Below are 24511 nucleotides of genomic sequence, written 5' to 3'. Positions count from 1 at the left end.
GATGAACCGGCAACTTTCGCCTCCCGGCCCGACCCAGCTCGACCTGCTTGGCGGCAATAACGCGCAACCGGCCGAGGTGCATCGGCTGTTCCTGGCCCTGTTGCCGGACGCGGCGACGCGCGCCCAGCTGGCGCAGGCCGCGGCCGCGCTGCGCTCCGGCCAGCCCGGGCTGCGCGCGCGCTGGGTGAAGCCGGCGCGCTACCACGTCACGCTGCATTTTCTCGGTGACCACGCGTCGCTGCGGCAGGACGTGGTTGCCGCCGCCACCGCGGCGGCGCAGCGCTTGCGCACGCCATCGTTCGAGTGGGTGCTGGACCAGGCCGCCGGCTTCCGCGGCCGGCAGCCGCCATGCATTCTTCGCAGTGCCAGCGTGCCCGCGCCGCTGCAGCAGCTGTGGCACGAGCTGCGCCATGCGCTACTCCTGGCCGGGCAAGGCCGTCGTCTCGAAGCGGGCTTCACGCCGCACGTCACGCTCGCCTACAGCCACGGCGTGGTGCTGGATGCCACGCCAGTCGCGCCATTGGTGTGGCCGGTCGATCGCGTCGCGCTGCTGCACAGCGTGGTCGGCCAGGCGGATTACCACGTGCTGGCGGAATGGCCGCTGTCGCACGACAGCCCAGGAATTCAGGCATAGGGTGTTCCGTCCTTGTGCGAATAACGGTCTGCGCCGCGTTCCAGATGCAGGTCGATGTCGGGATAGCTGCAGGCATCCTCGTTCGAGCGTGAGCCGATTTCCAGGTAAACGGCCATTTCCCCGCTGCGATTGATCAGGTGGTGGCCATCGGCGACATTGCGGGGAAACGCCGCACAGTCGCCGGCGCGCAGCACTTGTTCGCCGGCGTCGCTGAGTAGCACCAGTTCGCCCGACAGCACGTAGACGAATTCGTCCTCGTGCGAATGCCAGTGGCGCTGGCTGGACCAGGCGCCTGCCGGCAAGTGGGTGAGGTTGACGCCGAAGTCGGTCAAGCCGCCAGCGTCGCCCAGCGCCTGCTTGCGGCGTTCGCCGGCGAACGCCGCATAAGGCGGCGGATAGCCGGAGCCCTTGCGTTCCGGGACGGTAGCTGTATCGATTCTTGGCATGACGGTTTCCCTGGAATGGTTGCCGGTAGTTGCGATTGACGAGTTTGTGCGCGCCGTCCGCGCTAGGATGGTTGCGTCGATGACGAATCGGCGGGAGGCAGGTCCGATGAAGCGCTGGTCGAGGGTGGCATGGATCATGTGCTGCTGCATGCTGCCGGTAGTCACGGTGCTGGCGGCGGAGACCGGCCAACCCACGGCAAGCCGGCCGATGGTGGCGCAGATCGCGCTGGATGGTCCGATCGGTCCGGCCGCCGCCGAATACTTCGACGACGCCTCGAAACGCGCCGTGGCCGATGGCGCGGTGGCGATCGTGCTGCGCCTGGATACGCCCGGCGGGCTAGCCGACTCGATGCGGCAGATCATCGCCGGCATGCTGGCCAGCAAGGTGCCGGTGCTGGTGTACGTGGCCCCCGCTGGCGCCCGCGCGGCCTCGGCTGGCACCTACATCCTGTATGCGGGGCAGATCGCCGCGATGGCGCCGGCGACCCACTTGGGCGCGGCCACGCCAGTGTCGCTGGGTGGCGCCACGCCGATGCCGCTGCCAAAAACCGGCGAGCAGCCGGCGCCGGCGGGTTCTGCTGCCAAAGACGAAGCGGCAGCAGGCAACGACGCCGAGTCGCACAAGGTGATGAACGACGCGATCGCCTACATCCGCTCGCTGGCGCAGTTGCGCGGGCGCAACGCGCAGTGGGCCGAACAGGCGGTGCGCGGTGCGGCCACGCTGACTGCCAGCGAGGCCGCGCAGCAGCACGTGGTCGACTTCGTGGCGGCGGACGTGGCCGACCTGCTGGCCAAGGCAGACGGGCGCAAGGTACGGGTGGGCGAGCGCGATGTCACGCTGCAGCTAAAGGGTGCGTCCGTGCGCGAGTACGCACCCGGCGCGCGCACGCGCTTCCTGGCAATCATCACCAATCCCACCATCGCCTACCTGCTGCTGCTGGCCGGCATCTTCGGACTGGCGCTGGAAGCGATGCACCCCGGCGCGATGCTGCCGGGCATCGTCGGCGGCATCAGCCTGCTGGTCGGCCTGTACGCGCTGCAGCTGCTGCCGGTGAACTACGCCGGGCTGGCCTTGATGGCGCTGGGCGTCGGCCTGCTGGTGGCGGAGGCGGCCAACCCCAGCGTGGGCGCGTTCGGCGTCGGCGGACTGGTGGCGTTCGTGACGGGCTCGGTGATGCTGATGAATACCGGTGTGCCCGGCTATGGTGTCAACCTCGGCGTGATCGCCGGCATCGCGGTGGGCGCAGCCGCGCTGCTGGCGCTGATCGTGTGGCTGGTGTTCCGTTCGCGCCGCGCGCATCAGGCCACCGGCGACGCGGCGATGCGGATGGATATCGGCGAACTGCTGGAGCCGGTGGGCGCCAACGGCGAGGCGTGGATGCTGGTGCGCGGCGAGCGCTGGCGCGTGCATAGCAATATCGCCTTGCCGGCTGGTGCGCGGGTGCGCGTGGTGTCGCGGCAGGGTTTGCTGTTGCGGGTCGAGCCGGCGCCAGCCGACGCGACCCATCCATGAGAGACGGGAGATGATCATGTTCGGATTCGTCGGCGTTCTGGTAATCCTCGGCATGCTGCTGCTGTTCTCCGCGGTGAAGATCCTGCCGGAGTACCAGCGTGGCGTCGTGCTGACCCTGGGCCGCTACACCGGCACCAAGGGCCCCGGACTGGTGCTGCTGGTGCCGTTCGTGCAGCGGATGATCCGGGTCGATCTGCGCGTGACCGTGATGGACGTACCGCCGCAGGACGTGATCTCGCGCGACAACGTCTCGGTGCGGGTGAACGCGGTGGTCTACTTCCGCGTGGTCGAGCCCGACAAATCCGTATTGCAGGTGGAGAACTTCCTGCAGGCGACCAGCCAGCTGGCGCAGACCCGGCTGCGCTCGGTGCTCGGCCAGCACGAGCTGGACGAGATCCTGTCGCAGCGAGATTCGATCAACCACACCCTGCAGGCAATCCTGGACGAGGCCACCGACCCGTGGGGCATCAAGGTCGCCAACGTGGAGCTCAAGGACGTCGACCTCAACGAGACCATGGTGCGCGCGATCGCCCGCCAGGCCGAGGCCGAGCGCGAACGCCGCGCCAAGGTGATCCACGCCGACGGCGAGCTGCAGGCCGCCGAGAAGCTGCGCGACGCCGCCGCGCTGCTGTCGCAGCAGCCGCAGGCGCTGCAGCTGCGCTACCTGCAGACGCTGGCCGACATGTCCAACAGCGGCAAGTCCTCCACCGTGGTGTTCCCGCTGCCGCTGGACCTGATCAAGCCGTTGCTGGAGGCGCTGCCGGCGAAGCCGCCCGTGGAGCGCTGAACTGGCGCCGCCGTCGCGGGCGTGCGAATAATGCCGCCATCCCACTGCCAAGACGGTGCGCCACCATGGATGCAGCAAGTTCACCCGGAAGCCTGGTCTGCGTTGGCCTGGGCATGACCCTGGGTTCGCACCTCGGCCCGCTGGCGCGCAGCCATATCGAACAGGCGGACGTGGTGTTCGCCGGGCTCTCCGACGGCATCGTCGAGATGTGGCTGCACAAGATGCACCCGGACGTGCGCAGCCTGCAGCCGTACTACCGCGAAGGGAAGTCGCGCATGCAGACCTACCGCGAGATGGTCGAGGCGATCCTCACCGAGGTGCGCGCGGGCAAGCGGGTGTGCGGGGTGTTCTACGGCCATCCCGGCGTGTTCGCCTGGGCACCGCACAAGTCGATCGAGGTGGCCCGCAGCGAGGGCTACGCGGCGCACATGGAACCGGGCATCTCGGCCGAGGACTGCCTGTACGCCGACCTCGGCATCGACCCCGGCCGCTACGGCTGCCAGCACTTCGAGGCCAGCCAGCTGCTGTTCTACCGGCGCCGGATCGACCCGACCGCCTACCTGGTGCTGTGGCAGGTGGGTCTGGTTGGTGACCAGTCGTTGGCGCGCTTCTCTACCGGGCCGGCCTACCGCGAACTGCTGGTCGAGGTGCTGGCGCGCGACTACCCGCAGGACCACGAGATCATCATCTACCGCGGCGCCACCTTGCCGATCCAGCAGCCGCGGATTCGCCGGATCCGGCTGGGCGACCTGCCGCAAGCCGAGGTAGGCATGGAAGACACCGTGGTGCTGCCGCCGACCGGCCCGCTGCAGCCTGACCTGGCGATGCGCGCACGGCTGGACGCGCTGGACAAGGCGGAAATCAAGCAGGATGCTGGCGTTTTGTGAGCAAGTAGGCAAGTTGCCGTTGGCGTCGTCCCTAGGATGAATCGGCGCGGTTTGAAGCCTCACTGCGGGGCAAACCATTCCACCCCTGCGAATCAGGCCAGCCGCGTCATTCCAATCCATTGACTATCCGGGAGATACGCCATGTCGAATATCGTCGATTTTCTTGAGAACGTCGGTCAGAACGCCAGCTTGCGCTATGCTTCCGCAGGGGACATGCAGCGCATGCTGGCCCATAGCCAGTTCGATCAGGATATCAAGGAGGCTGTGCTGGCCAAGGACCAGGAACGACTGACTGCGCTGGTGGGGGCACAGAATGTATGCTGCTTGCTAGTTCCTGCGCAGGTACGGTGTTGGCTTGTTCCCGGTATCAACGATGAAGACGAGTACTGCCACGAACAGCGTGCTTGAATGGGAATGGCCTCGCTGGCGCATAGCGCCAGCGAGGCAGCGTTCCCCAAGACGTTGACCAAGCCAACAACAGTCGGGGGGAATGCATATGTCGGACGTTGTCGAGTTTCTTGAACGGATGGGGCGGGACGCACAGTTGAGCCGAGCATCGGTCAATGAGCTTGAGCATGTGATGGCGAGCACGGGGCTGGATTTGACTTTGCAGGATGCGATCCTCTCAGAGGATTCATCGACATTGAAGGCATTGCTCGGCATTGCGACACATTGCGCGATGCTTGCGCCCGGCGAGGAGCAGGAAGAGCAGGAGGATGAAGGCGGCGACGAAACTCCAGAGCGCGAGGACGAAACAAGCCGCTCCGCGTCGAGTGCGTGGAGTTGACCGGCTAAGTCAATGCCCGCATCCGTAGTGAATCGCCGGATGGTGATCGCGGGGTGGATATTGCTCGGATTATCCGGGAGTACTGCCCATGCGGCTGTGCTCCCGACTATTGACCAGAGCGCCTCCCTGCTGAAGGAGGCCGATAGCAGCAGAACACAGAACTACGACAGATTCCTGGAGCTCTTGCAGCATCTCGACAAACAGGCTGCGAAGTTGCCGCCCGCGCAACAGGAATATCTGCATTACCTTCAAGCATGGCAGGCAGCTTACGTCGGCGATTACGCAACATCGGATCGGTTGGCTGATACCGTGTTGAATCATTCGCGGGATTCGGTTTTACGCTTTAAGGCAGACTCCCTCGTGGTGAACTCTCTTGCGGAGCGTTCCCGTTACGAGGATGCGTTCCGACGCTTGAATTTGCTGCTATCGCGGCTGCATACGATTTCTGACCCGGATGCTCGTGCCCTAGCGCTCACCGTCGCTACGCTCCTCTACGAGGAGTCTGGGCAGTACGACCTTGCCTGGAATTATGCTGACCAGCTTGCCAATGAAACCCAGCAGCCGAACGATTGGATATGCAAAACGGGCTACGCAAGACTGGTGGCGCTCTACAAGGCAGGCAAGCTGGACGGAATTAACGAGAAGTTTCAAAAAGGCATAGATCTGTGCGAGAAGGTGGGCGACGAACTTTATGCCAATGGCGTTCGCCTGTACCTGGCGAGAGTTGCATTGGGGCGGGGGCATTCAGAAGAGGCAATTACACTACTGAAGAGCAGTTACGATGCAGTGGAGAGAAGTGGCTACTCGTGGTTGCTCTCGCAGGTTGATGCGCTATTGGCCGAGGCATACTTGCGTACCGGCCAGATTGCCTTATCGAAGCAATCGGCACTCCAAGTGGTTGCTCGAAGTGGTGGGAACAAATATTCGGAATCCTTGAGTACTGCCGAGCGCGTTCTCTATCTTATTGCGAAAAGTCAGGGAGACCTGCGGGCCGCTCTTGACCATCACGAGCGCTATATGGCGTCAAACAATGGTTGGCTGGATGAAGTGGGGGCCAGGGCACTCGCTTTTCAGATCGTCCAGCAACAACTTCTCGCCAAAAAACTGCAGTTAGACACATTGAGCAAGCAGAACCAAATCCTGCAGCTCCAGCGAAACCTCGACAAAAAAGCTTCCGAAACGAGTCGTCTATACATATTGCTGTTGCTTACGGTGCTGGCTTTTATCGGCTTCTGGGCCTACCGCATCAAGCGCTCGCAACTGCGTTTCATGCGCCAGGCGCGGCGCGACGGGCTCACGGATATCTTCAACCGGCAGCATTTCATCAACGAGGCCGAGCAGCAGTTGCAGTACTGCCGGAAGTCGGGGCGGGAAGCCTGCCTGGTGCTGATCGACCTGGACCACTTCAAGGCCGTCAACGACACTTACGGACATGCGGTGGGTGATCGCGTGCTGAAGCGTGCCGTGGCCGCCTGCCAGGCGCATCTGCGTTCCACCGACATCTTCGGCCGCCTGGGCGGGGAGGAGTTCGGCATCGTGTTGCCGGAGTGCACGCTCGAGCAGGTGCTTGCCCGGACCGAACGGATCCGCTTGGCGATCGTGGAGGTCTGCGGCGATGCTGCCGAGGAAATCTGCGTTTCGGCCAGTTTTGGCGTGGCGACCACCAAGCATTCCGGGCATGACCTGCGCCAACTGCTGATCCACGCCGACGACGCCTTGTATCGGGCCAAACGCGAGGGCCGCAATCGGGTCAGCGTCAGCGACGGCCGGTCGAAACCGCAACTGGGCGCGGTTGCCGTGACGACCGAAGGCGTGCAGTAGCTGAGCCGGATGGCTGCCGTTCCGCCTGCCGCCTGGGGCAAGGATAGGCACCTCAATGCGATGGCACGGCGTCGAAGGAATGGTGTATTTTGGGCCCGTCAGGCAGCCAGGTTTGCAGCTTGCAGCGCGCAATGCGCGGGAAACGGGGGGAAGGCCGGCAGAGGAATTTCATGCGGCCATCACCAGATAGCCGGCAATCATCCTGACAGGGGGATGACCGATGTTCGATGTGATCGATTTTCTGGAACGGGTGGGACAGGACGCGCGGCTGCGCCATGCATCTCGGGATGATGTGGGGCTTGTGCTGTCCGGTCCCGAGGTTGATCCGGAGTTGCGCGTGGCGATCCTTGCCGGGGATGGCCAAAGCCTTGCGACCAAACTGGGGAAAGGGGCTTTCTGCTGTTATATCAATCCAGGCAAGGAAGATGAGGACGAGGATGATAAAGACGATAAGGATGACAAGGACGATAAAGACGAGGACGGCAAGGGCAGGGTGAAGGAAAAACCATCAAGGAGGCCCAGAAAATGACCCGTATAACTCGGGTTGCCGTTAGGCGTGGGTGATCAGACAAATGTTTCGACAGGGAGCAAGGCGCTGTCTGCTCCTCGCCGTATGGGCAATATGGTTGCTTGCGCGTGCCGGCGCGGTTATTGCGGCCGAGCCGCAGCACGCCTCTTTGCCCCAGGACCCTGCACAACTTCTCAAACTGGCTGATGGCGCCGAGTCGAATAACATCGATGAGTTCAACGCATTGATGCAACGACTCGATGACAGCAAGTTGAGGCTTTCCCCACAGCAGCAATTGCACCGACGCTATCTCGATGCGCGACAGATTGTCTTTCGCGGGGACTTCAAGACGGCACTTCCCTTGATGAAGGCGATCGCGGATCAGTCGGAAGATCCAACCCTGTCGTTTCGCGCCGCTGCGACAACGGTAGACCTCCTGGTGACGCAATCCCGATACGAGGAGGCATTTGCACGGTTGAGCCTCCTTCTGGAAGAGCTTCCACGAGTAACTGAAGGACGAGTCCGCATACAAGCCCTTGGCGTTGCTTCGCAGTTGTACCTCGAAGCGGGCCAATACGACTTGGCGATCGACTATGCGGAGCAATTGATCAAAGGAGCCGAGAGCCCCAAGAGTGCCTGCATCGGTTGGTACTACAAGCTCGATGCACTTCTTCGGGCGGGGCGATGGCAGATCGTCGAGGAAAAAATCCGCAACGGAAGGGAAGCCTGTGACCGGGCCGGCAATATCCTGATTGCCGGCATGTTCAAGACAGTCGTCGCAAAGTTGGAAATTGAGCGGGGGCGATCCGCCGAAGCCATCAGCCTGCTGCAGGAAAATTATGCGGATGTTCAGCGCAAGCGCTACCCGCCGCTTGTTTCCGATTTTGACGATTTGCTGGCACAGGCTTACTGGAAACGTGGCGATGCCGGACTGGCAAAAATACATGCACTTCGTGTTGTCGAGAAAAACAAAAGCATCGGAGGCGTATATTCCGCATCGACTGCCTCTGCCTATCGGGTTTTGTACCAGGTTGAGGAGAAGCAAGGCGACTTGGGCGAAGCTTTGGCCTATCTCAAAGGCTACATGGTCGCCGACAAGGGTTATCTGGATGATGTGAGCGCGAAGGCACTGGCGTACCAGACCGTCAAACAGCAGGTACTGGCAAAGAAACTGCAGATCGAGGGGCTCGACAAGAAGAACAGGATTCTTACCCTGCAGGACGAGCTGGATCGCAAGGCGGCAGAAACCAGCCGGCTGTATATCGCGCTGCTGCTGCTGGTACTGGCGTCCATCGCACTGTGGGCCTATCGGGTCAAGCGTTCGCAATTGCGTTTCATGCGGCTGGCGCGGCGCGACGGCCTCACTGGCATCTTCAATCGGCAGCACTTCGTCAACGAAGCCGAGCGGCAGTTGCGTTACTGCCGCAAATCGGCGCGCGACGTCTGCCTGGTGCTGATCGACCTGGACCACTTCAAGCTGGTCAACGACACGCATGGGCATGCAGTAGGCGACCGGGTGCTGAAGCGTGCGGTCGATGCCTGCCAGGCGCATCTGCGCTCTACCGACGTGTTCGGTCGTCTCGGCGGGGAGGAGTTCGGCGTGCTGTTGCCCGAGTGCACGCTGGACAGCGTGCTGCCAAGGGTCGAGCAGATGCGTACGGCCATCGCCGCCGCCTCCAGCGCCGGGGATGCGCCGGCCATTCCGATCTCGGCCAGCTTCGGCATCGCTGCCGCAGCCAGCAGCGGCTACGAGCTGCGGCAGCTGATGATCGATGCCGACCGCGCCATGTACCGGGCCAAGCACGAGGGACGCAATCGGATCAGGGTTTACGAGGTCGGCATGGGCAGCTGAGGGCCGCGCGGTAGGGCCTGGCTTGCAGGTGCCGCTGCAGCCGGCGATTGCGGCAGCTCGCATGGACAGCCGTGCAGGTGCGCGCTACAAAGGTCGTCGATGCCATTGCCGGGAGTGTTTCGATGCGTGTGAGGAGTTCCGTCCTGCTGGTCGCACTGGGCCTGGCCGTGTTGCCGCTGCAGGCGGCCGCCGCCGAAGCCGACACGACGCGGGCGCCATCGATCAACGCCGCCGATTTCGTCCGCTTCGACCAGACGCTCAGCTCCGATGCGTTCGGCGGGCGCAAGCCCGGCACCATCGGCGCGCAGCGCACCACCGATTTCCTGGTGGCCGAGTTCAAGCGGATGGGGCTGCAGCCGGGCAACCACGGTTCGTGGTTCCAGACCGTGCCGGCCGACTCCACCTTGCTGCTGAATACCGATGTCAGCCTGGACGTCACCGCGCGCGGCAAGCCGCTGAAGCTGGCGTACCGCACCGACATGGTGGCGCAGACCCTGCAGGCGAAAGCCGAGGTTGCGCTGAAGGATTCGCCGGTGGTGTTCCTCGGCTACGGCGCGGATGCGCCCGCCTGGCACTGGAACGACTACCGGGACGTCGACGTGAAAGGCAAGACGGTGATCGTGCTGGTCAACGATCCCGGCTTCGCCAGCCGCGATCTGAAGCTGTTCAACGGCCGCGCGATGACCTGGTACGGCCGCTGGCCGTACAAATACGCGCAGGCCGCGCTGCAGGGCGCCGCCGCCTGCTTCATCGTGCACACCAGCGACGCCGCGGCCGGTTATCCGTGGAGCGTGCTGCAGAACGGCGCGGTCGGTCCGCAGCTGAGCCTGCCGGCCAACGTCGATCCGTCCCCGCGGCTGCCGGTGGCCGGCTGGCTGACGCGCGACGCAGCCACCCGGCTGTTCGCCGCCGCGGGCCTCGATTTCGCCGAACTCGAACGGGCCGCGGCGAAGCCCGGCTTCGAGCCGGTGCCGTTGCACGCGACCGCCTCGATCACCCTGCACAACAAGATCGGCCACATCGAATCGAAGAATGTGCTGGCGATGGTCGAGGGCAGCTACAAGCCCGACGAGGTGGTGGTCTACACCGCGCACTGGGACCATCTGGGCACCGACCACAGCCGCAAGGGTCACCAGGTCTATGCCGGCGCCGTCGACAACGGCACCGGCCTGAGCATGCTGCTGCAGATCGCCGGCGCGTTCGCACACCAGGCAAAGCCGCCTGAGCGCAGCGTGCTGTTCTTCATGCCGACGCTGGAGGAATCGGGCCTGCTCGGTTCGCAGTACTACGCGGCCAAGCCGGTGTTCCCGTTGAACCGCACGGTGGCCGACATCGCCGTCGACGCGTTGCCGATGATCGGCCCCGCGCATGACATGACGGTGATCGGCAAGGGCCAGTCCGAGCTGGAGGACATGCTCGCCGGCGTGCTGCGCAAGCAGGGCCGGGTGATTTCGCCGGAGACCACGCCGGAAAACGGCTTCTACTTCCGCTCCGACCATTTCAACTTCGCGCGGGCCGGCGTGCCGGCGCTGCTGGCCAGTTCGGGCCTGGATCTGATCGAGGGCGGCCGCGCTGCCGGCCAGAAGGCGGCCGAGGACTACACCGCACACCGCTACCACACGACGAACGACGTGTTCGATCCGCACTGGAACCTGGAAGGCATCCTCCAGGACACCCAGGCGCTGTACGAGTTGGGGCAATACCTCAGCCATGCCGGCGTGTGGCCGCAGTGGTACGCCGGCAATCCGTTCAAGGACAAGCGCGACGCCATGATGAAACCGCCGGCATCGCCGGCGGCGCCATCGACGTCGAAGTGACCCACATGGAGCGCTGCTACCTCAGGGTTTCGCCGGTGGCGTATCCAGCCGGTTGAAGTTGACGATGGCGTTGAGCACCAGCGGGTAGCTGCCGATGGTTTCGCCGCGCCAGATCGGGTTGCCGGCGAACAGCAGCACGTGGCCCTTGCCGTAGCGGGCGTCGACCACGGCGGCACGCTCGGCCATCTCGTCGCCGCCGTCGAGCAGGCCGGAGATCAGCAGGTTCTTCGCCTCGGCGTAGCGCAGGATCACGCGCGGGCGCTGCTCGGCGGGAATCACCCACGGGTTGTTGCGCATCTGCTCGGCGTTGAGCGGCAGCGGTTGCCACGGCTTGACGTCGGGCAGGGCGGCCGGGGCGGTCGAGGTGCGACCTTCGGGGGTGTCCGTGTCGTGCGGGCCGCCGCGTCCGGTCGGGCGCTGGAATTCCTTCGCGGTCGGCAGCCCGTGGTCGCCGGTGACCAGGTTGGACACCTTGAACGACTGGCCCGCCGCGCTGTACAGCGCCAGCTCGTCGCTGTCGTAGCCGGCGGCAATCGGGCTGCCGCGGTCGACGAACTTCGCCTGCAGCACGCTGCCGACCACTTTCAGCTTCTCGGTTTTCGTGACGAAGACGCCCGGCGCCAGGCCCTCGTCGATGGCGAACTTTGCGGTGTCCTCGGCGGTGACCAGCAGGCCGCCGGCCTGCACGAAGCGCTTGAGGTGGGCGATGCCGCTCTCGCCGAGGCCGGGGCGGATGTCGTCGGTCGCGTCGATGTGGCCGAGGTTCGGCGTCAGCGCGGTGGTTTTCCACGGCAGCGGTTCGCCCCACATCGGCAGGCCGTCGACGATGCGCTGCGTGCTGGTATCGCCGACCGGGGCGAACAGGATCACGTCGTATTTCGCGCGCAGGTCGCCAGCCTTGGCCACGTCCTGGGTGCTGATGTAGTCGTACGGCACCCCGAGCTTGTCCAGCGCCATGCGCCACCAGCCTTCGGTCTGGGTGCTCAGCCAGGTGTGCATCAGCGCGATGCGCGGCAGCTTCGCCGACGGCATGTCGAGCGCGGCCAGGCCCTGCGGTACGGTGACCGGCACGTCGAGCAGGCGCATCGGCGCCTTCAGGATCGCGGTGTCGGTGACGCGCACCACCTGCACGTCGAACAGGTCACCCATCGACCAGCCGGTGTCGTCGTAGGGGTGCTGCTGTGGGTCCTTTGGCGACCAGTACTGGCGGTCGAGCAAGGTGTCGGCGATGCGCGAGTACGGCTGGTCCATGCGCACCACGTAGCTGCCGGCAGGGAAGGTCCGCGTCTTTGCTTTCTTCCTGTCGTCGTCCTGCTTCGGCAGGGTCACCGTGACCGGTGCGCTGGTGCGGCTGATCTCCGCGTGCTGCAGCTGCAGGATGCGCAGCAGCTGGGCGCGCGAGCCGCTGCGCTTGTCGCCGGCCGGGAACACGTAGGCGGCCGGGCCGGCCTGCTGCGGCTTCTCGATCGAGCGCTTGGCCTTCAGGTAGAAGTTCTTCAGGAACTGCTGGCCGTTGCCGGCGAAGTAGTTCAACGCGGTGAGCAGGCCGGTCTGCTGGTAGTTGTTGTTGTTGCGCTGTGACCACAGCACGGTCGGCAGCGGCGGGTTCGGGCGGTACCAGGTGCGCTGGTATTCCTCCGGTTCGAGGATGCGCTGCACGGTGTCGGCGCCGGCGTTGCCGTAGGTCTCGTACAGGCGGCTGATGCCGTTGTGCATGGCGGCGATGAACATCAGGTAGCCGGGGCTCCAGGTGTCGAAGCCGCCGTGGGCGAACACGCCCGGCATGCCGAGCCTGGTCATCTGCTGCACATTGTCCCAGCCCAGCTGCTGCCACTCGCCGGCGAGGATCGGGTCGATCCAGGCGTTGTACGGGCCGTCGCCCACGGTGTTGTCGTACAGGAACGGCACCGATTCGTGCAGGTCGTGCAGCACCTGCGCGTGCCAGCCGACGAAGGTGTCGGCCACGTTGCGGGTGAGGTTCAGCGACATGCCCATCGCGTCGCGGTTGTTGTCGTGCGCCACGTAGTGGCCCCAGTACAGCAGCCGCGGGTAGTTCTGGCCTGGGTGCGCCAGGTGCCAGTTGTACAGGTCGACCATGCGGTCGCGGCCGTCGACCTCCACCACCGGGGTGATCAGGGTGATCACGTGCGAGCGGATGCGCTGGATGTACGGCGCCTCGTCCACCGCCAGGCGATAGGCCAGCTCCATCAGCGCGGTGGGCGAACCGGTCTCGGTGGAGTGGATGGCGCCGGTGATGTAGTAGACCGGCGTGGACTGCGCGACCAACTGGTCGGCGACGGCGTCGTCCATGCCGATGCGGCGCGGGTCGGCCAGCTTGGCCAGGCGCGCCTTGTTCGCGTCGAGATCGGCCAGCAGGTTTTCGTCGGCGATCGCCACCGCGATCATCTCGCGGCCTTCCTCGCTCTTGCCGATCGAGAACACCTTCACCCGCGGGCTGGCCGCGGCCAGTTCGCGGAAGTAGCGATGGACGTCGGCCACATGCGGCAGGTAATCCGGCGCGCCGGCGATGCGGCCCAGCACCTTGTCCGGCGTGGGCACGCTGGTGGAGGCGGGCAGGTAGTCGGTCAGCGGCGAGTTGAATGAGGGGGCGGTGGTGAATTTCAGGATCTGGTCGGTATAGGCCTGGTCGACCGGTTGGGTCGGGTCGCGAGCATACGGCGTTGAACTGTCGGATCCGGTCGCCGCAAACGCACCGAAAGTGCCTGACGCCAGCAGGACGGCGAGCAAGAGCCGGACGGGTGCGTGCATGATGAGTTTCCCCGGGAGTCGTGTGGCGGCTGATCGTCGCACTCTGCCAGAACGGTGTGGCTGCGCGTAGCCCATCAGTTGGGCAGGGCAATCCTGTGCCGCCACGGCGATCGGTTGCCACATGGGCGAGCTGTGACGACGCGCTCCTGCCGGAACCGGGCAGGAGCGCGCCTGTCCCCGCAGAGGGTCAGTGGGTGGCGGTATTGCCGCTCCCTGTCGCCGTGACGCCGGGGCCGATGCTGGAGCCGATGAACTGCACAAGCTTTGCATACAGTTCGGCCTGGTTGGCTTCGTTGTAGAAGCCGTGCATCTCGTTGGGCTTGTACAGCCACTCGTGCGCGATGTTCCGTTTCGCCAGCGCCTGGTGCAGGCTGAGGCCCTGGACGGGCGGCACGCGCTTGTCCTCGCCGCCGGCCACCAGCATTACGCGCGCCTTGAGCCGGTCGAGCTGGTTGATCGGCGAATGGGTAGCCAGCACGTTCATGTCGTCGCCCAGCTGACGCTTGAGATAAGCCTCGCCGTAGCTCGATTGCGGGATGTCGCCGCGGCGGTGCATCAGGGGCAGGTCGTAGACGCCCACGTAGCCGATCGCGCACTTGTACAGGTCCGGTTCCTTCACCGCCCCTTCGAGTGCCGCATAACCGCCATAGCTGGCGCCGTAGATGCAGATGCGCTGCGGGTCGGCGAGGCCTTGCGCGATGGCCCAACGGGTGGCGTCGGTGACGTCGTCCTGCATCTTGCCGCCCCACTCCCTCCAGCCGGCGCGTTCGTAGTCGTAGCCGTAGCCACCGGAACCGCGGTAGTTCACCTGCAGCACGACGTAGCCACGGGTGGCCAGCGCCTGCACGTCCGGCTGGTATTCCCAATGGTCGCGGATGCCGAACGGGCCGCCATGCACCAGCACCACCATCGGCAGGTGCCTGGCGCTTTCCTTGCCGGGCGGATAGCTCACGTAGCCGTGCAACTGCATGCCGTCGCGTGCCGCGAAGTCGAGCGGCTGCATGGTGGCCATCCGGGCAGGGTCGATCCACGAGGCCCGGGCCAGCAGCGGCGTGAGCCTGTTGGCCTTGGCGTCGTACAGCAGGAACGTGCCGGGATCGGCATCAGCCTCGACCAGCACCACGCTCAGGCTGCCGTCGCGCGTGCCGGAGACGAAGCGGACGTTCTCGCCAGGGAACTGCTTCATCAGCGCCAGCAGGGTCTGCGCAGCGAGTGACTGCGGGTCGAACAACGCCGCGCCGCTACGACCGTCCGTGAAGCCCACGCCGAGGATGCTGTCGTCGGCCAGGCCCTGCAGTATCCGGGTTGCTTCGACGTGTGGATTGCTCCACACGACGCTGAGCGACTGCTTTGCCGGATCCCAGCGGCAAACGCCGAAGGCGGCGGGGGCCGAACAGGTGAAATACGCCCCGCTGTCATCGCGGTTGAATTCGATCGGTATCGCGCGGTTCCTGCTTGCTTCCGGCAGCAGCTGCCAGCCATCACCATCGATCGGATGCTGGTAGACCCTGACGTTGCCGTCATTGTCAAAACCAGCCGCGAAGCGGATCCGCCCCTGGTGGTCGGCGACGAAGCTTGCGCCACGCATGGGGGCAACGATGAGTTGTGTCTTGTTGCCGTTGCGCACGTCCATGCGGTAGGCCACGGGGATGGCGCCCTCGAGCCCGGCTCCCGACCACGAACTGATGGATACCAGCACATGCTTGGGATCGTCCGGGATGGTGGCGATCAGTTCGGCACTGCCATATTCGGCCGTCGCCCGCTGGATGTGCGAGCCGGTGCTCATGCCACTGCGGCGGTAGCCGTACAGCATGTTCGCGCCATTGCCGTCGGCGTTGACCGCGAATAGTTCGCCGGTGGCAAACGGCGCATCGTAACCGCCGACACGTTCGCCCACGGAATACAGCACGCGGGTAGCGGACGCCCACCAGAAAGCGATCACGTCGTCCTCCTGCCGCGGGCGAACCAGGTTGCCCTGGTGATCGGACACCCGGATCAGGGCCAGCACGGTCTGCCCGTTCACCACTGCGGTGGCGGCCAGGTACTTGCCGTCCGGCGAGATTTTCACGTCCTTGTACTGGGCATGTCGCGCCAGCTCGGCATAGGAGACCGGCTGTGCCTGCAGCACGGCAGTAGACAGCAAGAGCAGACCCGCAACGATCCAGCGCTGCATCCTCATCGCTGATTTCCCCTGTCGTGATTGAACGACCGTACAACCTGCCGGCTGCCTCAGGGCGGCATTTATAGCAGGGCGCCGACCGCATCGGGACGGGTGCGGCGCTGGAGCGGATCGGGGCGGCCGGTGGTCTGGTCGCCTCGCGATCGAGCGTGATGCTGCAGGCTAGGACTGCTTGTCCAGCAGCGCCGTCAACTGGTCGAGTTGCGCGCGGTAGCGGTCGAGCACCTTGGCGGTGAGTGCGGCGTAGTGGCTGGCCTCGTCCCAGCGACGCGCCTCGATGGCCTCGCGCACGCCGGGCACGGTCTTGACGTCGTAGCCGGTGAGCATGCCCGGCGCATAGATGAAGTGCTTGAACCAGCTGCGCCCGGGTAGCCCGGCGGGATCGGTGAGGCGCTGCTCCATGCTGCCGGCCAGGCGGTCGAGCTGCTGGCGCTGCGCGGCGGTGAGGTTGAAGCCGGCGGCGGCACGCTTGTCGTAGGCGGCCCGGCAGGCCTTGGCGCTCTGCGCAAGCCGCTTCGCCGCGCGGTCCAGTGGGGCGAGGTCGATCGCCGGCATGTCGGAATCGCGTGCGGGCGGGGCGACCGGCCGTGTCGGGTCGGCATTGAGCGCGAATGCATGGCTGTCCAGCAGCTGGTGCTGCCGCTCGGTAGCCTCGCGCGTGTCGTCGACCAGCTTGTGCAGTTCGTCGAGGTAGCGGCCCAGCGTGTCGCTGAAGTCGCCGAAGCGCAGCGGCAGCACGTTGGCCTCGGCGCTGCGCAGCATCACGTGGCCGGCGACCTTGGCCAGCGCCATGCCGTAGTCGAAGCTCGGGTCGCCAAAGCGCGCGTAATGGTCGAACGAGTCGTAGCGCGAGTGGTAGATGCCGCCGTCGTCGTCCTCGCCGCCGAAGCCGAGGTCCAGCGAGGCGATGCCGAGATGTTCCAGGAACGCGCTGTAGTCGGAGCCCGAGCCCAGCGCGGCAAGCGGCAGGTCGCCGCCGGCCGCCGCCAGCTTGGCGATCGCCTTGACTTCCGGCTTGGCGTCCTTGTTGTTGCCGGCCACTTGCATGTGTGCACGCAGTCGCTCGCGCACGCTGACACCGGTTTCCGGGTCGGTCACGCCGGCGGCCACCTGGTTGACCAGGTGCTGCAGCGAGTGACTGCCGCCGGCGCCGAGGAAGCCGCGGCCGTTGGTGTCGGAGTTGAGATACAGCACGGCCTTCTGCTGGAGTTCCGCGGCATGCGTCTCGGCCCATTCGGTGGAACCGAGCAGGCCGGGCTCCTCGCCGTCCCAGCTGGCATAGACGAGCGTGCGTTGGGGTCGCCAGCCCTGCTTGACCAGGCCGCCGATGGCCTTGGCCTCGGCCATCAGGGCGATGGTGCCGGAGAGCGGATCCCACGCGCCGAAGGTCCAGCCGTCGTGGTGGTTGCCGCGCACGATCCACTGGTCCGGCTCGGCCGAGCCCTCGATGGTGGCGATCACGTCGTAGACCGGTTGCTGCTTCCAGTCCGACTGCACGGTCAGGTGCACGTTCGCCGCGCTCGGGCCGACGCGGTAAGTCAGCGGCAGCGCACCGCGCCACCCGGCCGGGGCCACCGGGCCGGCCAGCGCCTGCAGCAGCGGCGTGGCGTCGGCGTAGGAGATCGGCAGCACCGGGATCTTCAGGATGGTCTTTGCGTCTTTCAGCGCCAGCCGTTTCGCGCCGGGCGTGGAGCCGATGCCCGGAGTCAAGGGGTCGCCCGGATACAGCTGCATGTCGGCCACCGAGCCGCGCTGCACGCCCTGCGCCGGGCGCCAGCCGCCCTGCGGATAGACGTCGCCCATGGCGTAGCCATCGTCGTGCGGGTCCGAGTAGATCAGGCAGCCGACCGCGCCATGTTCCTGCGCCAGCTTCGGCTTCAACCCGCGCCAGCCGTGGCCGTAGCGGGTGAGCACGATCTTGCCGCGCACGTCGATGCCGCGCCGGGCCAGTTCCTTGTAGTCGTCGGGCATGCCGTAGTTGGCGTAGACCAGCGGCGCGCTGACATCGCCGTCGGCCCCGTAGACGTTGTAGGGCGGCAGCACGCCGGCGAGGCCGGAGGTGGCGTCGCCTTCGATGGCTGGTTCGTGCAGTGCCGCGACGTACGGTTTCGGCCCGAGCAGCTCCAGCGCCACCTTCTTCGGTGTGGGGTAGAGCACGCTGAAGGTCTCGATGTGCGCGTTCCAGCCCCATTCGCGGAACTTCGACAGGATGAACTCGGCATTCGCCTTGTCGTGCGGCGAGCCGACCTGGTTGGGCTGCGATGCCATCTGCTTGAGCCAGCCGCGCAGCTCGGCGGGATCGAGCTGGGCGTCGAAGCGCCGTTCGAGATCCTGCTGGGCCGTCGCCGCGCTGGCGCTGAAGCCGAACAGGGCGGCGGCGTCGGTGCGGTCGGCTGGGCTGGCGGCCGCCGCGGCGAAGGCTGCCAGCAGGCAGCCCAGGCTGAGCAGCGGCCGGAGAGCGGATCGGGTCATGGTGATTTCCCCTGGATAGTGGTGGCTGCGGCCGGCCGTGCTGGTGCGAGCGGCTCGGCGGGGTCGGATGGCGTGGCCGCGTCCTGGTCGCGGATGGTAACGTCGTTGGCGAACAGCTGGTGGCCGTCCGCATCGGTGTAGCTCAGCCGGTATTTGCCGGGACGCAGATAGAGCAGGTTGTGGGGTTCGATCAGCCCGTTGCTGATGCGGTCGCTGGTGGTGGGGTTCAACGGCAGCGGGTCGAGCACCAGGCGGTCGGCGGGTATCGCGTCGGCGCCTTCGCCGGCATAGCGCGCCTCGACCATGCACGGGTAGACGTGGTTGCAGCGTTCGCCGCTGACCAGATACGGCTTGCGGCTGCCGCCGAGGTCCAGCCAGGTGGGGCGGCCGCGTTTGATCCGCTCGGGCGGGAAGAACACGCTGACGTCATAGCCCGCGCGCAACGACCACGGCTGGCCTTTCTTGTCCACGAACACGATCGGCGCGTCGGGGCGCAGTTGCTGCATCACCGGGGCGTAGTCGGGGTGGTCGTCGCTGGCCGACGGGTGGGGATACAGCATGGTCTGCTCCACCGTGAGCGGATCGATGCCGCTGAGCTTGTGCAGGTGCTCGGCCATCGAGGAGCCGCCCAGGTAGACGCCCGATTCCTGGATGTGCGCATAGCCGGCGTTGACCACCAGCCGCGCCTGCGGGTCGTTCTTGAACACCTCGCGGTAGAGGTTGCGCGCCTGCTCGGCTTCGCGGGCGTCGCCGGTAGCCGCGGAGAGCGCTTCGTAGGCCACCACCTTGAAGCCGAGCTTCAAGGCGGTGCGCACCATCTCGGCGTAAATCGGCTCCTCGGTATAGAAGCCGCTGCTGGCGACCGGATAACCGCGCGCCTGCAGCCCGGTGTCGGTCTGGTAGAGCGTCTCGGCGGCGAAATAGTTGAAGCCCTCCACGCGCAGCTTGCCCAGCAACTGCACGGTCAGCGTGCGGGTGAGCGGTATGTTGTGCGCTTCGTTGAGGAACACCGCGCGGTAGTTCCTGGCCAGCTCGGGAATCGCTTCGAGCGCGGGGCGGGCGCGGTAGTCGGCGTTGCCCAGCGGCGAGGGGCGGTCGTCCGGCAGCGCCGGCTGCTTGATCGAGAAGCTGGCCGCAGCATCCGGGTAATTGCCGACGAACGTCTGGTACCAGCTCAGGTACTGGCCAAAAATGATGTGGAACGCCGGGTCCGGATCGGTGGCGTACGAGTAGCGCATCACCCGGTACTGGGCCAGCAGGCTCTTGTGCTGGTTGGCCTCCTGCATGATCTGCTCGGACTTCTGCGCGGCGGCGACCTGCGCCGCCTGCCATTGCGCAGCCGACTGCGCATGGCCCAGCCGACCGCACAGGCACAGCGCCAGCGCAAGGCCTAGTGCAGGAAGGGGGCGGCGCCTTGGCATCGGGTACTCCTGATACGGTGTTCGGGAGGTCGTCTGACGGCTCTGCCGGGCGCCAGGCTGTGCAGGCCCTGGAAAAGCCGGCCTGGGGCATGGCGTGGTCGTGGATCGAGCATGCAGCATGAACTGCCGCGGCGCCCCGTGCCAAGCGGCACGGGTTCATCAGCGCGAATCGGGCGCACAATCGGTAAACCCTTGGCCCACTGAAGGAGTACGACCATGCGTCCTGCCATCCTTGCCGTGTTGCTTGCCGCCAGCATTCCCGCGGTGGCCCTGGCCCAGACGGAGAAACCGCACGAGGCGGCGGTCTCCGCCGCGGTGCAGAAAGCGCTCGCTGATCCCGCCCGCCAGACCGACCGCGCTGAGGACACCCGCCGCCAGGTGGCCCAGGTGATGGCCTTCGCCGAAGTGAAGCCGGGCCAGAAGGTGCTGGAACTGGTGCCGGGCAGCGGCTACTGGACGCGCGTGTTCAGCGCCGTCGTCGGCCCGCAGGGACACGTCTACACCGTGTGGCCGCACGAGATGGGGAAATACTCCGCAAAAAGTTTCGCCAACTGGCAGGGCCTGGTGGCCACACCGCACTATGCGAACGTCAGCCTGTTGCAGCAGCCGGCCGCGCTGTTGAGCGCGGCGGAGCCGATCGACCTGGTATTCACTGCGCAGAACTACCACGACTACCATGACCCGTTCATGGGCCCGGTGGACATGGCCGGCTTCGACAAGCGGGTCTACGACGCGCTCAAGCCGGGTGGCCTGTTCGTGGTGATCGACCACATGGCCCCGGCCGGCTCCGGCCTCGCCGACACCGACACCCTGCACCGCATCGACCCGGCCGTGGTGAAGCAGGAAGTGGAAGCGGCCGGCTTCGTGTTCGACGGCGAAAGCGACGCGCTGCGCAACCCGGCCGACCCGCTCAACGCCAAGGTGTTCGACAAGTCGATACGCGGCCACACCGACCAGTTCGTCTACCGCTTCCGCAAGCCGGCGAAATGATTCGCCGCGCCGCCGCCGCTTGAGTCGCGGCGGCGATCGGCGCCACCATCGGCTGCCGGGCGGCCCGCCGCCCCGCAGCTGATGCCGTCCGGAGTGCCGTGAATCCCGTCCCGCCCATCCCGCCAAACCTCGACCCGGCCGACCCGATGCCGCAGCCGCCGAGCGAGCCGGATGCCGCCGATTGCTGCGGTGAGGGTTGCGTGCGCTGCGTCCACGACGTCTATGAAGAAGCGCTCGAGCGCTATGAGGCGGCGCTGGCGGCGTGGCATGCGCGTCACCCCTGAGCGCATGCCCAGCGCCATCCGCTATCGCCTCGCCGGCCCGGACGATGCGCTGGCGATCGGTCGGCTGGCACGCCGGGTGACGCGGCGCTGGATTCTGCCCAAGCAACCGGCCAGTGCGGCGGCCGAGCTGCTTCACGGCATGAGCGCGCGGGTGATCCGCAGGAAGATCCTCGCCGGTCAGCGCTTCCACCTGGCCTGCCAGCAGGACGGTCGCCTGGCCGGCGTGGCGGCGATGCGGGACGACTGCCACCTGTTCCAGTTTTTCGTCAGCACCCGCCTGCACGGTCGCGGCATCGCACGCCAGCTGTGGCGGCGCGCGATGCGGGATGCGGTGCGTCGCGCCGGCACGCGGCAGTTCACGCTGAATGCCTCGGCCATGGCGGTGCCGGTGTATCGGCACTTCGGCTTCGTGCGGAGCGGGCCGCCGACGGTCAGCCGCAGCGGGTTGCTGACCCAGCCGATGCGACTGGACCGGTACTGACGGGCACCACGCGCCGGCGCCGCATGGCGGCTTCCAGGAATTTTGGTCATGCCGTCGCCATCGTTGGTCGCCTATAAAACGCGCCGGGGAATCCTTGCCAACCCGCGAGGATTTGACGATGCGATTGAAGACATGGATGACCCGCGGCCTGATGCTTGCGGGGTGGGTGGCCTGCTGCCCGGCGCCGGCTGCGCCGGTGTTGCCGGACCACCAGGGGTCGATGCAGGTGCCGTTCCGGCCCACACGGTCAGCCTCGATGCGTACAGGGGGCAGCCCGTGCAGGTCAACTTCTACGGCGTGGAAGACCGCAGCCTGCAGACTTCGTTGGTGCTCGGCGACGTCAGCGTCACGCCACGGTAGGAGCGGCAGCGGGAGGCGCGTTATCGCCTCCCGCCGCGGCGCCTCGCGGCGGGGGCCGCGGATCGCTCACACCCCGGAAAAGTTGCGCCGCAGATCCTGCCGGCAGCGCGCCACCAGGTTCGGCGCGAAGACCTCGGGCCAGCCCTGGCTGAGGTCCGGGTCCTCGGCCAGGCGCTCGTGCTCGGCCAGCAGCTGGGCCATCGCCAGCAGGTCGGCCACCGCCAGCGCGTTGCCCAGCGGCGAGGCCGCTGGTGTCGGCTGCAGTCGCCGCTCGGCCAGTGCGTCGACCACCCGCCGCGGCAGCTCCCAGTGCTGCGCCACCTGCAGCGAAAGCTGCGCGGCGAGGTCGGCACAGCCGGCAAGAAAGCCAGGCGACGGCGGCTCGGCGTCGTCGGCGGGGCCGATCCGGTCCAGCAGACGGATCACCGCGCCATCGCCGGCATGGCAGACGATGCCCGCCAGGTAGGCTTCGAACGCATCGCTGTGGTTGTGGCGGCCGAGCCAGGCGCAGGCATGCGCGCAGCGCTCGGCGTGATGCCACAGGCGCTCGCCGGCGGCCTGCCCGAACGCGCCGGCATGGGCTTGCAGGATGGGCTTCATCACGTGCTGGGTGAGTATCCGGCGCAGTCCGTCCTGGCCCAGCAGCACCACCGCCTGCTGCAGGCTGGTGATCGGCTGCGCCGCACGGTAGTGCACGCTGCCGGTGACCCGCATGATCTCGCCGACCATCAGCGGATCGCGGCCGATCAACCGGGCCAGTTCGCCGCCGCCGGTGTTGTCGTTCCTCAGCGCGCGCAACAGCTGCGGCAGCACCGTGGGCAGGCGTGGCAGGCTGTGCATGTCGAAGCGGCTGCCGAGCAGCTCCAGCTGCCTGAGCGTGGCGAGCTCGGCCGCGCCGGGTTCGCTGGCGTGGCTGTCGGCCAGGCCGAGCACGAAACGATGGAAGCGGTCGCGGATGGCCGCCAGCGGCAGCGCCGGCCGGGCGGCGACGGTGGTGCGCGCCGGCGTCGTGGCGGCAGGCGGCGCGCGTCCTGCGCGTGGCTTCGGCCGTCGGCTGCGGAAAATGCGCCGCCACATGTTCCCCATCGTCCCCCTCATCCCCGCGTGCCGACTCCCGGGTAACCCGTTACGGGCTATCGGCGCCCTGCGGGGAAAGTTTAGCGAGGATGCGGCGCCGGCCCGGCCTACTTGGTGCTCTTCTTCTTTTCCTGCTTGGCGGCCCGCTTTTCCTTCAGGGTCTTGGCCGGCTTCTTCTTCTCGTCCTTCTTGGTGTCCATGCCCTTGCTCATGCTGCTCTCCCAGTGAGGTTGAATGACGGCGACAGGTGACGCGTGACACGATGTCAGTCTAGGTCGTTTCGGCGCCCGTGGGGCGGCCTGGCGCGGGGCAGCCGCGGCGGTGGCAATCCGCGCGGCAGCCCCCACATCGTGGCCATCCCATTCGGTGAGAGCCTGACATGATCCCGTTTTCCATCCTCGACCTGGCGCCGGTTACCGAAGGCAGCGACGCCGGTCAGGCGTTCCGCAACACGCTGGACCTGGCCCGGCTGGCCGAACGGCTCGGCTACCACCGCTACTGGCTGGCCGAACACCACAACATGCCCGGCATCGCCAGCGCGGCGACGGCGGTGCTGATCGGCCACGTGGCCGGCGGCACCTCGACCATCCGCGTCGGCGCCGGCGGCATCATGCTGCCGAACCACGCGCCGCTGCAGGTGGCCGAGGCGTTCGGCACGCTGGCCTCGCTGTACCCCGGGCGCATCGACCTGGGCCTGGGCCGCGCGCCCGGCACCGACCAGCCCACCGCACGGGCGCTGCGCCGCTACTTCGACAACACCGATGCATTCCCGCAGGACGTGCTGGAACTGCTCGGCTACTTCGAGCCGGCCAAGCCTGGGCAGCAAGTGCGGGCCGTGCCCGGCGCCGGTATCGAAGTGCCGGTGTGGCTGCTCGGTTCCAGCCTGTTCGGCGCGCAGCTGGCCGCGCAGCTCGGCCTGCCGTACGCGTTCGCCTCGCATTTCGCGCCGGACGCGATGGACGAGGCGCTGGCGCTGTACCGGCGCGACTTCCGCCCGTCGGCGCGGTTGCAGCGGCCGTACGCGATGCTGGGCCTCAACGTGGTCGCGGCCGACAGCGACGCCGCGGCGCGGCGGCTGTTCACCACCCAGCAGCAGACTTTCATCAACCTGCGCCGCGGCAAGCCGGGGCTGGTCCCGCCGCCGATCGACGACATCGAGGCGTACTGGACGCCGCCAGAGAAGCTGATGGTGGAGCGCGCGCTGGCCTGCACGGTGGTCGGTGCTGCCGATACGGTGAAGGACGGCATCGCGGCGTTCATCGCCAGGCACCGGCCGGACGAGCTGCTGCTTACCGCCAACGTATTCGAGCACGCGGCGCGGCGGCAGTCGTTCGAGATCGCGGCGGCGGCGCGTGATCGGCTTGGTACCGGCCGCGAACCGGCCACCGATCGGGGATAATGCCGTGTTCCCCATGACCGAAGCCCA

Annotated in this window: 21 protein-coding genes; 15 read left to right on the top strand and 6 right to left on the bottom strand. The window is 66.6% G+C overall.

The features are described from left to right. Window position 1 precedes the first annotated feature (1 nt). A complete protein-coding gene (thpR, locus tag LRK53_RS12970; RefSeq protein ID WP_027491801.1) occupies window positions 2-634 on the top strand; it encodes an RNA 2',3'-cyclic phosphodiesterase in 633 nt (210 codons plus the stop codon). On the opposite strand, the gene LRK53_RS12965 is transcribed toward thpR, so the two are convergent. Further along, window positions 625-1218 carry a cupin domain-containing protein gene (locus LRK53_RS12965; RefSeq protein WP_235642265.1) on the bottom strand — a complete coding sequence of 198 codons (594 nt, stop codon included), beginning with the start codon at window positions 1216-1218 and terminating at the stop codon, window positions 625-627. The two genes, thpR and LRK53_RS12965, sit on opposite strands and share 10 nt — an antisense overlap. On the opposite strand from LRK53_RS12965, the gene LRK53_RS12960 reads away from it, so the two are divergent. From LRK53_RS12960 to LRK53_RS12920, 9 genes are all read left to right on the top strand, one after another. Continuing rightward, a complete protein-coding gene (locus LRK53_RS12960) occupies window positions 1187-2593 on the top strand; it encodes an NfeD family protein (RefSeq protein ID WP_425504509.1) in 1407 nt (468 codons plus the stop codon). The two genes, LRK53_RS12965 and LRK53_RS12960, sit on opposite strands and share 32 nt — an antisense overlap. Window positions 2594-2609: 16 nt before the next feature. After that, window positions 2610-3380, top strand: a complete 771-nt coding sequence (locus LRK53_RS12955; RefSeq protein WP_037089073.1) for a slipin family protein — start codon at window positions 2610-2612, stop codon at window positions 3378-3380. A gap of 65 nt (window positions 3381-3445) precedes the next feature. After that, complete coding sequence (locus LRK53_RS12950) at window positions 3446-4267, top strand: SAM-dependent methyltransferase (RefSeq protein WP_051257500.1); 822 nt, start codon at window positions 3446-3448, stop codon at window positions 4265-4267. A gap of 141 nt (window positions 4268-4408) precedes the next feature. After that, on the top strand, window positions 4409-4675 hold the full coding sequence (locus LRK53_RS12945) for a hypothetical protein (protein WP_027491797.1): 267 nt from the start codon (window positions 4409-4411) through the stop codon (window positions 4673-4675). An 88-nt stretch (window positions 4676-4763) separates the two neighbouring features. Beyond that, a complete protein-coding gene (locus tag LRK53_RS12940) occupies window positions 4764-5054 on the top strand; it encodes a hypothetical protein (RefSeq protein ID WP_027491796.1) in 291 nt (96 codons plus the stop codon). Between the two features lie 12 nt (window positions 5055-5066). Further along, a complete protein-coding gene (locus LRK53_RS12935; protein WP_235642258.1) occupies window positions 5067-6875 on the top strand; it encodes a GGDEF domain-containing protein in 1809 nt (602 codons plus the stop codon). A gap of 220 nt (window positions 6876-7095) precedes the next feature. After that, window positions 7096-7404, top strand: coding sequence for a hypothetical protein (locus LRK53_RS12930; RefSeq protein ID WP_027491794.1), 309 nt, complete (start codon window positions 7096-7098; stop codon window positions 7402-7404). Between the two features lie 97 nt (window positions 7405-7501). Further along, window positions 7502-9235, top strand: coding sequence for a GGDEF domain-containing protein (locus LRK53_RS12925; protein ID WP_235642257.1), 1734 nt, complete (start codon window positions 7502-7504; stop codon window positions 9233-9235). 122 nt (window positions 9236-9357) lie between these two features. Further along, window positions 9358-11052: a M28 family peptidase gene (locus tag LRK53_RS12920; RefSeq protein ID WP_027491792.1), complete on the top strand. Its 1695-nt coding sequence runs from the start codon at window positions 9358-9360 to the stop codon at window positions 11050-11052. A 21-nt stretch (window positions 11053-11073) separates the two neighbouring features. On the opposite strand, the gene LRK53_RS12915 is transcribed toward LRK53_RS12920, so the two are convergent. The 4 genes from LRK53_RS12915 to LRK53_RS12900 all read right to left on the bottom strand — a co-directional run bounded on the left by LRK53_RS12915 (window position 11074) and on the right by LRK53_RS12900 (window position 19893). Next, window positions 11074-13821 carry a M14 family zinc carboxypeptidase gene (locus LRK53_RS12915; RefSeq protein WP_235642255.1) on the bottom strand — a complete coding sequence of 916 codons (2748 nt, stop codon included), beginning with the start codon at window positions 13819-13821 and terminating at the stop codon, window positions 11074-11076. A gap of 187 nt (window positions 13822-14008) precedes the next feature. Then, window positions 14009-16000: an alpha/beta fold hydrolase gene (locus tag LRK53_RS12910; RefSeq protein ID WP_051257499.1), complete on the bottom strand. Its 1992-nt coding sequence runs from the start codon at window positions 15998-16000 to the stop codon at window positions 14009-14011. Window positions 16001-16162: 162 nt separating this feature from the next. Beyond that, complete coding sequence (locus LRK53_RS12905) at window positions 16163-18472, bottom strand: transferrin receptor-like dimerization domain-containing protein (protein ID WP_027491850.1); 2310 nt, start codon at window positions 18470-18472, stop codon at window positions 16163-16165. After that, window positions 18469-19893: a hypothetical protein gene (locus LRK53_RS12900; protein ID WP_037089042.1), complete on the bottom strand. Its 1425-nt coding sequence runs from the start codon at window positions 19891-19893 to the stop codon at window positions 18469-18471. The genes LRK53_RS12905 and LRK53_RS12900 overlap by 4 nt, the downstream gene beginning before the upstream one ends. 216 nt (window positions 19894-20109) lie before the next feature. Here LRK53_RS12900 and LRK53_RS12895 point away from each other — a divergent pair, with 216 nt between their 5' ends. The 4 genes from LRK53_RS12895 (at window position 20110) to LRK53_RS12880 (ending at window position 22008) form a co-directional block, all read left to right on the top strand. Beyond that, the gene (locus tag LRK53_RS12895) at window positions 20110-20883 is read left to right on the top strand and encodes a class I SAM-dependent methyltransferase (protein ID WP_027491788.1); all 774 of its coding nucleotides are present in this window, start codon (window positions 20110-20112) and stop codon (window positions 20881-20883) included. A gap of 98 nt (window positions 20884-20981) precedes the next feature. Further along, window positions 20982-21167, top strand: coding sequence for an oxidoreductase-like domain-containing protein (locus LRK53_RS12890; RefSeq protein WP_037089039.1), 186 nt, complete (start codon window positions 20982-20984; stop codon window positions 21165-21167). Then, window positions 21151-21648: a GNAT family N-acetyltransferase gene (locus tag LRK53_RS12885; RefSeq protein WP_027491787.1), complete on the top strand. Its 498-nt coding sequence runs from the start codon at window positions 21151-21153 to the stop codon at window positions 21646-21648. The genes LRK53_RS12890 and LRK53_RS12885 overlap by 17 nt, the downstream gene beginning before the upstream one ends. A 48-nt stretch (window positions 21649-21696) precedes the next feature. Further along, window positions 21697-22008, top strand: a complete 312-nt coding sequence (locus LRK53_RS12880) for a hypothetical protein (protein ID WP_185754577.1) — start codon at window positions 21697-21699, stop codon at window positions 22006-22008. 66 nt (window positions 22009-22074) lie between these two features. Here the strand turns inward: LRK53_RS12880 and LRK53_RS12875 are convergent, their stop codons facing one another. Further along, the gene (locus LRK53_RS12875) at window positions 22075-23085 is read right to left on the bottom strand and encodes an HDOD domain-containing protein (RefSeq protein ID WP_235642254.1); all 1011 of its coding nucleotides are present in this window, start codon (window positions 23083-23085) and stop codon (window positions 22075-22077) included. A gap of 379 nt (window positions 23086-23464) precedes the next feature. On the opposite strand from LRK53_RS12875, the gene LRK53_RS12870 reads away from it, so the two are divergent. Continuing rightward, window positions 23465-24484, top strand: coding sequence for an LLM class flavin-dependent oxidoreductase (locus LRK53_RS12870; protein ID WP_027493078.1), 1020 nt, complete (start codon window positions 23465-23467; stop codon window positions 24482-24484). Window positions 24485-24511: the final 27 nt, after the last annotated feature.

The organism is Rhodanobacter thiooxydans (genome assembly GCF_021545845.1).
Classification (GTDB): Bacteria; Pseudomonadota; Gammaproteobacteria; order Xanthomonadales; family Rhodanobacteraceae; genus Rhodanobacter.
Note: the sequence above shows the minus strand (reverse complement) of the source record. Positions and strands in the feature narration are given on the sequence as shown.